Genomic DNA, 14592 nt, shown 5'->3' with positions numbered 1-14592 from the left:
CCATGACGGCCAGCACGACCCCGGCGGTCTCGGCGAGGAAGTCGAGTTCCGCCACCGTTTCCCAGGCCATCCGCGACCTCAACCTCGACTACGGGACGACGCTGACCCTGTCGATCTGGGGCCTGGGCCGGATCGGTGTCGGACACGTGGGTGCCCGGGTCAAGCAGCACGCCTCGGCCAAGAAGGCCAGGGAAGCCGCGGGGGCGGAGTACCAGGAGTTCGACGACCTGCGCGGCGACAACCCGGAAGTGGCCCGTCGCCGCAAGGACATCGCGGTCATGCGCGACGACCTCCAGGACGGGCGGCAGGCGATCATCAACCTGCACGCCAAGTTCTCGGGACTGCAGAACGTCACGCTCTACCGGAAGTGCTCGATGGTCGTGCTCAGCGACGCCGACAACCTCCTCAAGTTCGCCATCGACCGGAGCAAGCACACCCTCGGCATCCACGCCGACGCGAAGAAAACGCTGGCCGAAGGCGACGGACCGGTGAGCAGGAAGGAATACTGCGTCATCGTCGAAGTGCACACGAGGATGCGCAAGGCCATCGACGACATCGTGGAGAACCTGACCGTCTGCCGGAAGCTCGTGGTCGACGAGATGAACATCCAGCGCTACGCTGCGGCGGTCGAGAGCGAGGACTTCCGGATCGGCGGCCAGAAGTTCACCGAAGACGACGTCACCAAGGCGATCAGGCTCACGAAGAACATCCTGGGCGGGGCCAACACCGGTGCCGGCGTGGTCTCCGCGGTCGTCCCGGAAGAAGGCACGGCGCAGGCGCTCGGCGCCGCGAACCTCGTCGGCTCGGTCGTCATCAGGGAGTTCTCGGCCATCGCCGAAAGCCTGGACCGCAAGCGGCGCGCCAAGGCGATCATGAAGGAGCCTGCCAAGAAGAAGGCCGCTGACGACTACCTGCAGGAAAACCCGCTGGCCATCCTCGACTACATCATCGCGCGCAACATGGACGACCTCGACCGGGCGTTGACGCGGGCCGAACCCGCGGCGGCCGTGGTGCTTTCGGTGGCGAGCTACGGCTTGGACTTCACCGGTGTGGGCGGCATCGTGGCGAAATGCGTCTTCCCGTTCGTGTTCCCGACGGTCCGGAAGCTCGTGACGCTGTTCTTCGAGAACATGCACAAGAACGCCCGGGCCGTCGAGGCGGCGAAATACGAAGATCTGCGGAAGTTCAAGGCCTCGATGGTCGCGACCTGGGCGACGCTCAGCGGCGAAGCGACGGTGGGCGGGCTCATCCGGGACGCCAAGGCGAACATCAAGGAGGAGCCCTCCCTGCGCAAGCGGGTGCAGGACGAAGGGAGCCGGCTCGTCGCGGACGTCCTGGAGATCCGGGACGAGGTGGCGCTGAAGAAGGCCGTGGAACGGCACCGGAAGGACCTGACCAGTCTCGGGCTCGACGCGGCCGACAAGCTCGTGCAGAAGGCCACCGACCTCGGCAACTACCTCCTGCCGCAGACGCTCATCGACCTGGCGCTGGACAAGACCCTCGGTCCCGTCTTCCGCAAGGTGCTGAGCTACGTGGACACCGAACACGACCCCGGCCTGATCTCGAACATCGAAATGATGCAGCGGCAGGACCAGATCAGCCGGTTGGAGGCGTTCGAGCTCAAGATGCGGGTGATCGGCAGCTGATCCCCCGGGTGGAGCAATGTGCTGGTCCATCCGTCCCACAACGGGAAAGATGCCCGGTATCTGCCTGAAACGTGGGGGCGTTGTGAGAGCGACTGGCACCACCCTGGCCGACGGCGGGTTCGCCGGGCGGTCCGCCGAGCTCGCCGCGCTGGCCGATGTCGCCGGCAAGGTGCGGGTCGGCGCGCACCACCTGGTCCGGATCGAAGGGGCCGCCGGGATCGGCAAGAGCGCGCTCGCCCGGCGGTTCTTCGGCGGGCTGGCGGACTTCCGGTTGCTGTGGGCCCTCGGCGACCCGGCGGAGACCGCCAGTGAGTTCGGCCTGGTCGACCAGCTCGTGCTCGCCGCGCCCGCGGGCACGGGGGAGGCCTTGCCCCTGCTCGGCGGGCGGCGGCCACCCGGCGTGGACCCGCTCGCGGTCGGCCGGCAGCTGCACACCCTCGTCGCCGACCTGCTGGTGCGCAGTCCGGTGGCACTGCTGCTGGACGGGGTGGACTGGGCGGACCGGCCGTCGCTGACCGCGCTCGGGTTCGTGTTGCGGCGCAGCTGGGCGAACCAGCTGCTCGTCGTCGCGCTGAGCCGGACCGACGAGCACGGCGACGGGGGCGGTGACCCACTCGGCGACGGCCCCGCCGCCGTGCGGATCCAGCTGGCCGGGCTGGCCGGGCCGGAGTTCGCCGAGCTGGCGCGTTCGGTGGTCGGGCAGGCGATTCCCGCGAAGGTCGCCGAGCGGCTGTGGGCCTACACCGGTGGGCATCCCGGGCACCTGCACGCCCTGCTCCGAGAGGTCGAACCGGAGGAGCTCGCCACCGGGGAGCTGTTCCGCACGACGCCGCGGTCGGCGGTCGCCGCCGCGCGCAGCACCCTGGCCGGTCTGCCGGACGCGACCAGGGAGCTGCTCGCCGCGCTGGCCGTGCTCGGCGTCCGCTCGCCGCTGGCGCGGGTGGCCCAGGTGGCCGGGGTCGAGCAGGCCGTGGAGGCGCTGCAGCCCGCGCTCGAAGGCGGTCTGGTCACCTGGTGGCCGCGGGAGGTGTGCAGCCCGGTCGACATCACCGGCGACGTGCGGCGCGAAGCGGTCTACACCGCGCTGGTCCCGGCGCACCGGCGCCGGCTGCACCTGCGCGCGGCCGACGCGGTCGACCGGGCCAGCTCGTGGCGGCACCGGGTCGCCGCCGTCGCGATGGCCGACGTCGGTCTCGCGGCCGAGCTGGAGGCCACCGCGCAGGAGGAGGCCGACCGCGGCGAGCACGGCCTGGCCGCCACCTACCTCGGCTGGGCCGCGGACATCTGCCCCTCCGGCCCCGACTCCGAGCGCCTGCTGCTGACCTCGGTCGTGCACCTGCTGCTCGGCGAAGAGCGCTGGCGGGCGGCGCGTGCCCAGGCCCGGGTCGTCTCGTGCGGGCGCTCGGCGCTGCGCTCGCTGTGCGAAGGCCTCGTCTCGCTGTTCGGCTCCGGTGACCGGGTCAAGGCCGAACGCGACCTGGCCGCGGCCCTGTGTCAGGCCGAGACGGAGGACGCGCCCCGCTGGGTGCGTGCCGCCGCGGCGGCCGGCCTGGCGGGCGCGCTGACCTGGCGCGGCGAAGCCGACAGCGTGATCGAGCACGCCCGCCTCGCGCTCGCGCTCGGCGGGGCGCCGGTCGTGCTCGAAGACTTCGCCCGGGTCCTGCTGGCGGTGGCCAGGGGCCGGCGGGACGGCCTGCCGAGCGGCCTGCTCGAGCTCGCCCACCTGCCCGAGGAGCCCGCCGACGTCCCGGCGGCCCACCTGGACTCGCTCGCCTGCCGCGGCGCACTGCACGTCGTGCTGGGGCGGCTCGGCGACGCCAAGCGGGACCTCGAAGAGGTGCTGCGGCGGGCCCACGCCGGCGTCCCCTTCCTCAGCGGCACCTGTCCGCACTCCTACCTCACCGCCGTGCACTACCAAGCCGGTGACTGGGACGCGGCCGCGTCGACCGTGGCGCAGGTCCTTTCCGTGTCGGCGCTCGAGGAACAGCCGACCAACCAGGCCCTGTGCAGCCTCGCCGCGACACTCGTGCCGGCCGGCCGCGGCGAGTGGACGACCGCCGCCGCACACGTCCGCCGCGCCGCCGCGGCGGCCGGGGCCACCGGCGCCCTGCAGGACCTTCGTTACGCGGGCATCGCCGGCGCCGTTCTGGCGCAGGCGAAGGACGACCCGGCCGCGATGCTCTCGGCGTTGACCGCGGTGCCCGGGCTGTCCGAAGGCGCCGCGGCCCACGAGTGGTGGAGCCTCTGGTGGCGTCCCCTGCTGGTGGAGGCGCTCGTCGGCACGGGCCGGCTCGAGGAGGCGAGCGCCCAGCTCACCGCGTTCGCCGAGCTGGCCGACGGTGTCGAGTGCTTGCGGAGCACCACGGTCCGCCTGACCGCGGCCTGGTTGGCCGGCCGCGGCGAGTACGCGGCGGCAGTGGCCTGTGTGGAGGACAGCTACGCGGCACCCTCCGCGCTGGGCCGCGCCCCGGCCGACGGCATGCTGTGCCACGACCAAGGCCGCCGCCTGGTCGGCGCCGGCCGGCGCCTGGAGGGCTTGCGCTGGCTCGGCGCGGCTCGGGCTTGTTTCGCCGCGCTGGGCGCGGTGCCGTTCGAACGCCGCCTCGAAGCGAACGTCCCGGACCTGCCCCGGACGACGTCGGCCGACGTGGTCGCGCTGGCCGGGCTCACCGACCGCGAGAGCGAAGTGGCGCGCCTCATCGGGAAGCACCTGACCAACCGGGAAATCGCCGCCGAGATCTTCGTGACGGTGAAGACGGTCGAGTTCCACCTCGGCAACATCTACGCGAAACTGGGGTTGGGGTCGCGCAAGGAGCTGCGTGAGCTCGTCACCGGGGCGGCCGCGCGGTCCGCGTGAGCGGTGGACGGCGGTGCCACCCCGTCCCGGGAGGTGACACCGCCGTATTCGAGCGACTCAGCCGAAGACGAACCAGAAGAAGGCCGCGGTCGCCTTCTTCCCGGCGGAGTCGGTGACCGTCACCGTGACCTGCCTGCTGTCCGCGCGGGTCGGGGTGCCCGAGACGACGCCGCTCGCGGGGTCGAGCGTCAGGCCCGGAGCGAGCGCCGTCGACGACCACTTGTACGGCGTCGTGCCGCCGGTGGCCTGCAGGGGCACGTTCGCCGGCTGGCCGGCCCGGCTCGTCTGGTTACCCGGGTTGGCCAGCTTGAGGTCGGCGGACTGGCCGCCCGTCACCGTCAGGCTGTAGTGCGTTGTCTGCGTCGACTTCGTGCTCTTGCCCGAGATCGTGACGTCGTAGGTCCCGGCCGGGGTGCTCGCGCCCGTGGTGATGGTGAGCGTCGAACGGCCGCCGAGGTCCACGCTCGCCGGGCTGAACGCCGCCGTCGCGCCCGAGGGCAGGCCCGACGCGGTCAGGCTGATCGCGCCCGCGGGCGGCGGGGTGTCGCCGCCGGGCAGGTGCGGGGCGATGTCGGCCGCGTAGGTCGACACCCTCGCGTATACCGCGTACCAGTCGCAGCCGGTCGACATCCACGAGAACACGCCCACGACCGTGGTCCCGACCAGGTACGGGCCGCCGCTGTCGCCGACGCACGCGCCGGCGTGGTGATCCGCGTACCCGGTGCACAGCATGGCCGGGGTCTTGTACTGCTCCCGGCCCTGCGGGTCGGTGTACCGGCCCGTGCAGGCGCTGTCCGCGGCGACCGGGACGTCGGCCTGGCGCAGGACGTTGCTGTAGGTGTTCGCGCCCGTCTCACCCCAGCCGATCGAGACGCCCCTCGTGCCGGCCGCCTCCAGGCCGGGGTCGGTGTTGAGCTTCGGGTACGTCATCCCGGCCGGGACCGGCATGTCCTTGTCGAGGGTGACGACCGCGACGTCGGCGCCGGCACTCCAGTCCGTGTAACTCGGGTGGACCCACTGCGCCGCGATTTCCGCGGTGGTGCCGGTGTTCTGCGTCAGGTCGTCGGCGCCGTAGACGAACCACTTGTGGCCCGGCTTCTCCAGCAGGCAGTGCGCGGCCAGCAGCACGGTGTGCGGGCCGAACAGCGTGGCCGTGCAGGACTGCTGGCCCGGGAAAGCCGAACCCTCGCGCCGCATCGAGATGATGAACGGGTGCGCCGCCGTCGTGGTCGGCGAGCCGCCCACGACACTCGGTGACGCCGCGGCGGGCGCGGCCGCCGTGACCGTCGTGCGCACCGAGCTGCCCGCGGCCACACTGCCCGAAGACGGCGACGCGGACAGCGTGAAGTCCTGCGACGGCGGCGGGGTGTCGCCGCCGCCGGTCAGCTTCGCGCCCAGTGCGTCGGCCTTCGGGGAACCCCAGCCGGTGCACAGGTCGTAGCCGGTGCCCGCGTTGTAGGTGCCGTTGCCGCCGGCGGTGACGTCGTGGAACGTCGAGGCGTAGTCGGCCGAACCGGCGACCCGGTAGATGCCCGGATTCAGCTGCCCGAGGCGGGACTTCCCGCCGCCGAGCGACTTCTGGTTCAGCATCGCGACGTACCCGGCCCACAGCGGCGAGGACAGGCTGGTGCCCCCGACGTCCTGCCAGCCGCCGTTCATGTACACCGACAGCGCGCCCGCGCCGTAGTCGGCCAGCAGCGAGACGTCGGGCACCGAGCGGTACTGGTTCGTGCCCGGCTGCCAGTCCGGCCGCGCGTAGATCTTCGAGTAGCCGCCGCCGGAGCGGGTGTTGCCGCTGCTGCCCTGGTTCCAGCACGACTCCGACTGCCAGGTGCCCGCGCTGTCGGACGTCCGCAGCTGCGTGCCGCCGACGCCGGTGAACAGCGGGTCGCTGGCCGGGTAGTCGGCCTGGATCGTGCGGTTGTCGCCCTGGTAGCCGCAGCCGGTGGCGCCCCAGTCGCCCGACGCCGAAAGCATCGTGACGCCCTGGGCGGCGAGCTGCGTGTACGAGTCGTGCGAGGCCGCGATCGGGTCGGACTCGCAGACTTCGCCGTTGAGCCACGACCCGGACAGGATGGTGATCTTGTTGTCCGAGGCGATCTTCGCCATCTCGTGCACCCACGCCTGGTCGGAGTTCGGCGCGGAGTAGACGACCTGCTTGGCCTTGGGCGCGGTGGCCGCCACGGCCTGGACGTCGAGGGTGACCTCCAGCTGGTCGCTGCCGGGGTTCGGCACGCCACCGTCGACCTTCACCACCTCCGGCGTGACGGCCGGCTGCTTGAAGTACTGCGTCCAGGCGTCGATGTCGGACTGCTTGAACGTGTCGAACTCGATCAGCCCGACCGTCTCACCCGAACCGTCGTACGAGCCGGACAGGCCGCTCATGCTGTAGGCGGTGCGCAGCTGCGCCGGGGTGTAACCGCCGGCGGGTCCGGCCGGGCCCGCGGGGGAGCCCGCCCGGTGCACGGCCGGCCGGTTCGTCAGGCCGGTCACCCCGCGGACGACGGCGGCGATGTCCGCCGGCACCGCGGTGCCCTTGGTGGCGTTGAAGAACCGCTCACCGGTCGCCGAGCGGAAGCCGGAAAGCGTGGTGGCGAAGGCGTTTTCCACTTGTGCCGGGGTGCCGGACGCGGTGACGACCTGGCGGTTGCCGGTGACGTCGTCGATCCGCAGTCCCCGGCCGGCTAGGTAGGCGTGCACCTGGTCGAGCGCGCCGGTCGTCGGGCCGAACCGATCGGTGTACTCCGCGGCGCTCAGGTAGTGGTGGTACAGCGGGGAAGCGGGATCGGCGGTGGCGGCGGCGTAGTGCTCGGCGCCGGCCGCGTCCCGGGGTTTCAGCGCGACGGACACGGTGACCCGGCCCGGCAGCGCGGTGCTGTCCGCGGTGGCGCCGGCGGGGACGGTGGGGGCCGCGCCCAAGGGCACCAGCGGAGGTGGCGCCGCCACGGCCGACGGTGGGGAGAGGGCCGCCGTCGCCAGGAAGGCGGCCACGAGCAGAGCTGGTTTTCGCATGTGCTGCTCCGGGAGGTGAGGAGGAATACAGCACTGCGCACCGTAAGAACGGTTTTGCGGTCCGGCCCCGGCGAAGTGGAATTCGGCCCGCCGCCGGCGGATAAGCACAGGTCAGGCCCGCGCGTTCACAGAATTGCTACCAGGTCCAGTTCAGGCCGATGATGCCGACCGGGACGTCGCGCGCCGCCACGGTGGCGGACTGCTCGGCCGAGAGCCGCAGCCGCTGCGTCTTCCGGCGCGGCGCGGCGAGATCACGGCGCTGGAAGCGGTACAGGCTGCGGGGCGCGCTCCGGCCGAAGCGCACCTGGCAGGTGTACATCGGGGTCGGCCGGGTGAGCCGCCGGTGGTAGCCGTCCACCGGCCGGCCGGGCTCGAAGGCCAGGTCGTAGTCGACGGCGGCGACGTCGCCGGCGGCCAGCACCCGGTCGAAGACCAGCTCGACGACGAAGAGCCCGGCCGAGCCGTCGCTCCGGACGCGCCCCAGCCGGCCGTGACGCACCGCCGCGACGCGCGGCGTGACCCTCGCGAGGTCCTCGGTCTGGTAGTAGACCAGCATCCTCGTCACGCCGGCGACGGCCGCTTCGGCGACCAGCCGCACGCGCAGGAGCCGTTCCTGGTGGTCGTCGTCGACCGTCAGCTCGTCGTGCACCGACCACAGGCGCAGCTGGTTCTCCGGTGGTGAATCCAGCTCCAGGGACAGCGGCCGCACCGACGGCCACAGCCGCCGGCGCTCCAGCAGCGGGGCGCGCCGCTCGCGTGGCAGGCACCGTCGGTCGGTCGACGCGAGCAGCCGGACGAGCGTGCCCGGCGCCAGCCCCAGCACCCGTTCCAGCTCGCTCACGGCGTGCAGCGACGCCTCCCGCTCGGGCCGGGACCGCCCGAGCCGCCAGTAGGCCAGCGCACTGCGCGAGACCGTCACACCCCGGGCCGCGAGGTGCTCGCGCAGCCGGTCCAAGGTCAGCCCGGCGTCGCTGATGGCCGCGTCCAACGCGGTGGCGAACGACTCGTCCGATGTCGGCATGGTGCTCACTGTCGCGCTCGCCGGGCCGGGCGGCCAGCGCCGTTCGTCTGATCCCGGTGCCCAGATGCTGGGAATCCCGGACCGAGAGCAGGACTTTCGTTGGTTCCGCCAGGGAGGACCGGTGATCATGATGGGAGCGTGACTCGGTCGTCTCCCGGCTCGTTCGCGGTCACGCTGGACGCCGCGATCGACGAAGCCGGGCTGTCGCTCGATCGGCTCCAGCACCACCTCGCCGCGCGCGGGGTGCACCTCTCGCGCTCCGCGCTCTCCTATTGGCGACGCGGCCGGTCACAGCCGGAACGCGAGAAGTCGTTGCTGGCCGTCACCCACCTCGAGGCGGTGCTGGGCCTCGAGCCGGGCGCGCTGACCGGGTTGCTCGGCCCCAAAGCGCCTCGCGGGCGGTGGCTGGGCGAAGGCGCGTGCCGCATCGAGCGCCGCCGGCTGTGGCCGGACCTCCGGGTGCTGGCCGCCGAGCTGAAACCACCGCCGGACGGCCAGCTGTCCTTCTGGTCGATCCACGACCACCTGGTCCTCGACGAGCGGGGCGGCGAACAGGCGCTGCGGGTCAGGATGGTCGCCGAAGCCGCCGTCGACGGCGTCGACCGCCTGATGACCTACTACCAGGCCGATGCCGTGCTGCCCGCGGATCCCTGCTACCGCTACGTCCGGTCCGCCCGGCTCGGGCAGGTGTGCGTGGACCGGCGCACCGGCATGGTCGCCGGCGAGCTGCGCCTGGCGCACCCGCTCGCGCTGGGCGAGGTGACGGTGGTCGACTACGAGATCCGGTTCCCGCCGGGCTCGCCGATCGACCACTACCACCGCCGGTTCACCCGTCCCATCCCGGAATACGTCTGCCAGGTGCACTTCGGGCCGCGGTCGCCCCGCGGTGTGCGCTCGTTCGAGCAGCGCGGCCTGGGCGGCCCCGAGCACCCGGGCAGCTCACTGGCCACCGGCGCCACCCACACCGCGACCATGGCGCTGCGCGACGCCCGCCCCGGGATCTACGGCATCAGCTGGCACTGGTGAGCGCAATTCTGTGAACACCGCGCGCCGACCAGCCCTTCCGGTCCGGTCCCGGCGGGACGTTCACAAAGGCCTGGGCCGCCGCTGATCTTGCTTCTACCGTCACGGCACATCCCCACCACCCCTGGACCGGAAAGGGCTTTCCCATGCGTCGAATCCCTCGCGCCGCACTGATCGTCGCCGCCGCCTTCGCGTTCGCCGTCACTCCGGCGACCGCCGCGACCGCCGCCCAGCCCGCTTCGATGGCGGCTCAGTACGGCACCGCCCCCGCCTCCTCGGCGGCCGGCACGATCGGCGACATCTACCCGGCGAAGTGGCGCAACGTCCCCCAGGACTCGGTCGTCGACGACTGGAACATGTACAACCGCGAGTGCGTCTCGTGGGCGGCGTTCAACATCGCCCGCCACGGCGAGAGCGCGAACAACTACGGCGACGCGAAGTACTGGGACGACAACGCCCGCAACCACGGCTACCGCGTCGACAGCACCCCGGCCGCGGGCGCCATCGCACAGACCGACAACGGCCGCTACGGCCACGTGGCCATCGTGGACAGTGTGCACGGCGGCACGGTCACGGTCGAGGACTACAACTGGGCCGGCGACGGGCACTACCTCGTCCACGACGTGAGCACGTCCTCGTTCCGCTACATCCACTTCTACAGCTGACCGGAGCGGAGATGCTGAGCCGGAGGCTCTTCCTGACGACGACGGCCACGCTCGCTCTCGTGCCGGCCCGCACCAGCCGGTCAAGGCCACGGGCGACGCCGCCCACACGCTGTACCACCCGGCGGACATCGCGACCGGCACGGCCAAGCACCCCGTCCTGGTCTGGGGCAACGGCACCGGTGCCACCGTCGAGCAGTACGAGGCCTTGTTCACCCACCTGGCGAGCTGGGGGTACGTCGTCGCCGCGGCGAACACCGGCCAGTCGGGCTCCGGCCGGGAAATGCTCGCCGGCGCGAGGTACCTGATCGCGGAAAACGCCCGCACGGGAAGCGTTTTCCACGACCGCGTCGACACCGGCGCGATCGCGGCCGCCGGTCACTCCCAGGGCGGCGGCGGCGCGATCGCCGCCGGCGCCGACCCGCTGGTGCGGACGACGATCCCGATCATGCCCGGCCCCCAGGGTGTCGAGAAGTCGTTGCACGGCCCGGCTTTCTACGTGTCCGGCCAGGCCGACATCGTGGTCCCGGCGTTCTACGTCCGAACCCGCTTCGCGGCGACCACCCAGGTCCCGGCGGTGTACGGGCAGCTGGCGGGCGCGACGCACTTCCTGCAGGGCGACACCCGGTATCGCTTGATCGGCGCGATCACGGCGTGGCTGCAGTACCAGCTGGCCGGCGACCAGGCGGCGAAGGGCGTGTGCTTCGGGACGAGCCCGGGACTGCCGGGGGACAGCGCCGGGTGGTCCGACTTCGCTCGCAACCAGCGGGCTGACGGGGTTTAGGGCTCGTGGGGCTCGTGGCGGGGCGCGGCCGTCACGAGCCCTTCCTGAAAAGAACCCGGATGTCCAGGGGCATTGCCCGGTTTTTCAGACGAGAACCGACGCCGCTGACGCCGCACCGGCCCGCGTTAGCTTCGTGGTTCTGCTGACTCGTCTTCGACCCGGGAGGACATCATGGAGACCCGTTTCCGGCCGTTCATCGGTGTGGTGGCGGCGGTTGCCGCGACCATCGGCTTCAGCGTCACGGCCGCGACGCCGGCGTCCGCGGCGGTGTCCTATTGCGCCGCATCGGGCAGTTGCCCGGTGTTCGCGGGACCCGACTCGGGGTACTACTACGCGGACATCCCCAAGTTCACCGCGACGCAGATGATTTGCTGGACCGACGCCCAGTGGTACTCGGTGAACTACTCCTCGAACCGGTGGTTCAAGGTCTCGACGCCGTACACCAGCACGACCTGGATGCACTCCTCCGAGGTGTACAACCAGATCTCCGTCTCGCACTGCTGAACCGAGCCGGCGCGGCCTAGCCGAAGTCCAGCGCGTCCCAGGCGGCTTCGATCATCCGGAACGTCTCCTCCAGCGCGGCTTCCGGCTCGGTAGCGTCGCGGGCTATCGCGTAGGCGTCGATGACGAAGCGAGCGATGGCCCTACACGCAGTCGGCGACCGGTCGACCTCCGCGGTGATCGCCGTCGCCAACGACTCGGCGTAGCGCAGCAGCATCGCGTTCTCGTAGTCCCGCAACGCAGGCGACGAGCCGATCATGCGCCGGAGCGGGACCCGGTCGCGGGCCGCGCAGTGGCGGACCATGGCGCTGATTTCGTGCCGGAGCGCGGGAATGAGCGGCTCGACAGTGACCGCCTGGACGAGACGGTGCTCGAAGTTCTCGTCCTGCGCGAACACCAACGCCTCCTTCGAGGCGAAGTGGGAAAAGACCGTGGTGACGGCGACGTCCGCCTCGGCGGCCACGTCGCGGATGCCCACCGGGTCGTAGCCGCGCTCCAGGAACAGGCGCAGGGCGGTGTCGGCGATCTTCTGGCGGGTCGCGGCCTTCTTGCGCTCGCGACGCCCTGGTGGTGCGGTCACCGGCTGAGGCTATCAGGTGCGTAAAGCTAACCGTTCTAAAACACTAACCGTTAGTGCTATGGTCGGCTCATGAAGATGATCAGCTTCGCCGAGTTCGGCGGTCCCGAGGTCCTGCGCCTGATCGACGCCGAGGAACCCCACGCCGGCCCCGGGCAGGTCCGGGTCGCCGTGCGGGCGGCCGGGGTCAACCCCGTCGACTGGCGGCTGCGGGAGGGGCAGGTCCTCGGCGCGCACCCGATCCGGCTGCCCGCCGGGGTCGGGCTGGATGCCGCGGGCGTAGTGGACGAGGTCGGCGCGGGGGTCGGCGACGTCGAGGTCGGCGACTTCGTGTTCGGGGAAGGGAGCAACACCTACGCGGAGTTCGCGGTGTTGTCGGCGTGGGCGCGGATGCCCGCGGGGCTGACGTTCGAGGAGGCGGCCGGCTACCCGTCGGTCGTGGAGACCGCGGTGCGCCTCCTGCGCGAAACCGAGGTGGCCGCAGGGCAGACACTGCTGGTCAGCGGCGCGTCCGGCGGCGTGGGGTCGGCGGTGCTGCAGCTCGCCCGCGTGCGCGGGATCCGGGTGATCGGCACGGCCGGGCCGGCGAACCAGGACTACCTGCGTGGCCTCGGCGCGGTGGCCACGACCTACGGCGAGGGCTGGGTCGAGCGGGTGCGGGGCCAGGGCCCGGTGGACGCGGCGGTGGACCTGGCCGGCTCGGGTGTGCTCGGCGAGCTCGTGGCGCTGACGGGCGACCCGGCGAAGGTGCTCTCGATCGCCGACCTGGACGCCCCGAAGTTCGGCGTCCGGTTTTCCGGGGTGGCCGGCAGCGTGCGGGACGCGCTCGCCGAGGCCGTCGACCTGATCTCCCGGGGAGAGCTCCGGATTCCGGTGGAGCGGGTGTACCCGCTTGTCGACGCGGCGGCCGCGCACGTCGACAGCCAGGCCGGGCACACCCGAGGCCGGCGCGTGGTGGTTCCCGGTTAGCGCTGCAGCGTCAGGACGCCCGGCCGCCACGGCAGCTGGTCGTACGGCCCGCTCGCGTTGGGCGACTTGCCCTGGTACAGCAACTGCAGGTTGCAGGGGTCGATGGTCTTGGTCTGGTCCGGGTTGGCGCGGACCAGGTCACCGTGGCTGATGTCGTTGGTCCAGGAGGCGCCGCTGTTGGCCTTGCCCGCGAAGGGGCTGCTCTCGCTCGCCGCTTGCGGGGTCCACGAACCGCTCAGGCTGCTCGCGGTGAACGACCGGAAGTAACGCCCGTTCGCGCCGATCGCCTCGACGATCATCAGGTACTGGTTCTGGCCCTGGACTTTGTAGACCTCCACCGCCTCGAACAGGTTGTTCGTCGAGTCGCTCATCACCGTCGTGTAGTTCGCGCCGAAGCTGCCGGGGAAGTTCCCGATCGGCATGCTCGCGCGGTAGATCTTCCCGTTGTCCCCGGCGAAGAACAGGTACATGGTCGAGCCGTCGGCGATCAGCGTCTGGTCGATCGGGCCGGTGCCCGAGCCGGAGATGCTGCCCGTGAACAGAGGCTGCGGTGACGACCAGCCGTTGGGGTTCGCCGGGTCGCTGGAGGTGCGGTAGCTGAACGGCCAGGCGCCCCACTGGTAGGCCAGCACCCAGATGTTCTTCGGCGCGAAGTAGAACAGCGTGGGCGCCACCGTGGCCTGGTTCATCCCGGTCTGGCCGGCCGAGCCCATGTCGGACCAGTTCGTGAACGGGCTGAAGGCCATCGAGCCGTAGGTGGACCCCGAGACGTTCGACGCGTAGACGAGGTGCTTGCCGTTGTGGACGACGTTGGTGAAGTCCTTCAGCGACACCCAGCCGTTCTTCGGCGTCGCGAGCACACCCGTCGACGACCAGCGGTACGTCGAAGGCAGCGAACAGCCGCTGCCGGTCGGTGTGGTGGTCGGCGTGGTCGTGGTCGACAGGCCCGTCCACTTCTGGTTGCCGCCTCCGGTGCACGCCCAGAGCTGCACCGCGGTGCCGTTGGCAGTGCCGGCGCCGGTGACGTCCAGGCAGAGCCCGGACTGCACGCCGGTCACCGTGCCGTCGGAGTTCAGCCGCCACTGCTGGTTGGCCCCGCCGTGACAGGTCCAGATCTGCACCCGGGTGCCGGCCGTGGTCGCGCTGCCCGGCACGTCCAGGCACTTGCCGCCGAACACCGTCAACCGGCCGTCCGACGTCGCCGTCCACTGCTGGCCGGAACCGCCCCAGCAGTCGTAGATCTGCAGGTTCGTCCCGTCGGTCTGGCTCGCGTTCGGCACGTCCAGGCACCGGCCCGAACCGGTGCCGCGCAACGCGCCGGTGACGTCGGCCGCGGCTGCGCCGGCGCCCAGGGTCACCGCTGTCACCACGGCCGCCGCGACGGTCACCGCGCCGGAGAGCGCTGCGATCCTGCGGCGGGCAGTTCCACTGTTCATGAGGACTTCTCCCGGTCCGAACGGAATGTTATCGCTAACATTTTTGGCGGTAAACTGCGCCGAAGGGCTCGTTCACCGGCGTTGCACGGCGAACAAGCCCCTCG

Annotated in this window: 10 protein-coding genes and 1 pseudogene; 7 read left to right on the top strand and 4 right to left on the bottom strand. The window is 71.6% G+C overall.

Annotated elements, in window-relative coordinates:
• The first annotated feature begins 2 nt into the window (after nt 1-2).
• Together M8542_RS33860 and M8542_RS33855 are read left to right on the top strand one after the other, a co-directional pair.
• On the top strand, nt 3-1646 hold the full coding sequence (locus M8542_RS33860) for a hypothetical protein (protein ID WP_257924379.1): 1644 nt from the start codon (nt 3-5) through the stop codon (nt 1644-1646).
• 82 nt (nt 1647-1728) lie between these two features.
• On the top strand, nt 1729-4503 hold the full coding sequence (locus M8542_RS33855; RefSeq protein ID WP_257924378.1) for a helix-turn-helix transcriptional regulator: 2775 nt from the start codon (nt 1729-1731) through the stop codon (nt 4501-4503).
• Nucleotides 4504-4560: 57 nt separating this feature from the next.
• On the opposite strand, the gene M8542_RS33850 is transcribed toward M8542_RS33855, so the two are convergent.
• On the bottom strand, nt 4561-7515 hold the full coding sequence (locus M8542_RS33850; protein WP_257924377.1) for a trypsin-like serine protease: 2955 nt from the start codon (nt 7513-7515) through the stop codon (nt 4561-4563).
• A 136-nt stretch (nt 7516-7651) separates the two neighbouring features.
• Nucleotides 7652-8536 (bottom strand): XRE family transcriptional regulator, encoded by an 885-nt coding sequence (locus tag M8542_RS33845; RefSeq protein ID WP_257924376.1) that lies wholly within the window; start codon nt 8534-8536, stop codon nt 7652-7654.
• Between the two features lie 138 nt (nt 8537-8674).
• Here M8542_RS33845 and M8542_RS33840 point away from each other — a divergent pair, with 138 nt between their 5' ends.
• The 4 genes and pseudogenes from M8542_RS33840 to M8542_RS33825 all read left to right on the top strand — a co-directional run bounded on the left by M8542_RS33840 (nt 8675) and on the right by M8542_RS33825 (nt 11509).
• Nucleotides 8675-9562, top strand: a complete 888-nt coding sequence (locus M8542_RS33840) for an XRE family transcriptional regulator (RefSeq protein WP_257924375.1) — start codon at nt 8675-8677, stop codon at nt 9560-9562.
• Nucleotides 9563-9705: 143 nt separating this feature from the next.
• Entirely contained in the window at nt 9706-10224 is a 519-nt protein-coding gene (locus M8542_RS33835; RefSeq protein WP_257924374.1) for a CHAP domain-containing protein, read from the top strand.
• A 94-nt stretch (nt 10225-10318) separates the two neighbouring features.
• A pseudogene (locus M8542_RS33830) lies at nt 10319-11005 on the top strand (poly(ethylene terephthalate) hydrolase family protein); the annotation flags it as partial.
• Nucleotides 11006-11176: 171 nt separating this feature from the next.
• A complete protein-coding gene (locus tag M8542_RS33825) occupies nt 11177-11509 on the top strand; it encodes a hypothetical protein (RefSeq protein WP_257924373.1) in 333 nt (110 codons plus the stop codon).
• 16 nt (nt 11510-11525) lie between these two features.
• Here M8542_RS33825 and M8542_RS33820 read toward each other — a convergent pair whose 3' ends face one another.
• Complete coding sequence (locus tag M8542_RS33820; protein WP_257924372.1) at nt 11526-12086, bottom strand: TetR/AcrR family transcriptional regulator; 561 nt, start codon at nt 12084-12086, stop codon at nt 11526-11528.
• Between the two features lie 69 nt (nt 12087-12155).
• On the opposite strand from M8542_RS33820, the gene M8542_RS33815 reads away from it, so the two are divergent.
• A complete protein-coding gene (locus tag M8542_RS33815; RefSeq protein ID WP_257924371.1) occupies nt 12156-13052 on the top strand; it encodes an NADP-dependent oxidoreductase in 897 nt (298 codons plus the stop codon).
• Here the strand turns inward: M8542_RS33815 and M8542_RS33810 are convergent.
• Entirely contained in the window at nt 13049-14488 is a 1440-nt protein-coding gene (locus tag M8542_RS33810) for a non-reducing end alpha-L-arabinofuranosidase family hydrolase (protein ID WP_257924370.1), read from the bottom strand. The genes M8542_RS33815 and M8542_RS33810 overlap by 4 nt on opposite strands.
• Nucleotides 14489-14592: the final 104 nt, after the last annotated feature.

It is taken from the genome of Amycolatopsis iheyensis, from assembly GCF_024703995.1.
In the GTDB taxonomy this organism is placed as follows: Bacteria; Actinomycetota; Actinomycetes; order Mycobacteriales; family Pseudonocardiaceae; genus Amycolatopsis; species Amycolatopsis iheyensis.
Note: the sequence above shows the minus strand (reverse complement) of the source record. Positions and strands in the feature narration are given on the sequence as shown.

What these genes read in the sequence shown, in the direction of transcription:
- M8542_RS33860 (WP_257924379.1), top strand. Translation starts at nt 3, where the DNA reads ATGACGGCCAGCACGACCCCGGCGGTCTCGGCGAGGAAGTCGAGTTCC.
- M8542_RS33810 (WP_257924370.1), bottom strand. Translation starts at nt 14,488, where the DNA reads ATGAACAGTGGAACTGCCCGCCGCAGGATCGCAGCGCTCTCCGGCGCG.
- M8542_RS33835 (WP_257924374.1), top strand. Translation starts at nt 9,706, where the DNA reads ATGCGTCGAATCCCTCGCGCCGCACTGATCGTCGCCGCCGCCTTCGCG.
- M8542_RS33815 (WP_257924371.1), top strand. Translation starts at nt 12,156, where the DNA reads ATGAAGATGATCAGCTTCGCCGAGTTCGGCGGTCCCGAGGTCCTGCGC.
- M8542_RS33850 (WP_257924377.1), bottom strand. Translation starts at nt 7,515, where the DNA reads ATGCGAAAACCAGCTCTGCTCGTGGCCGCCTTCCTGGCGACGGCGGCC.
- M8542_RS33845 (WP_257924376.1), bottom strand. Translation starts at nt 8,536, where the DNA reads ATGCCGACATCGGACGAGTCGTTCGCCACCGCGTTGGACGCGGCCATC.
- M8542_RS33825 (WP_257924373.1), top strand. Translation starts at nt 11,177, where the DNA reads ATGGAGACCCGTTTCCGGCCGTTCATCGGTGTGGTGGCGGCGGTTGCC.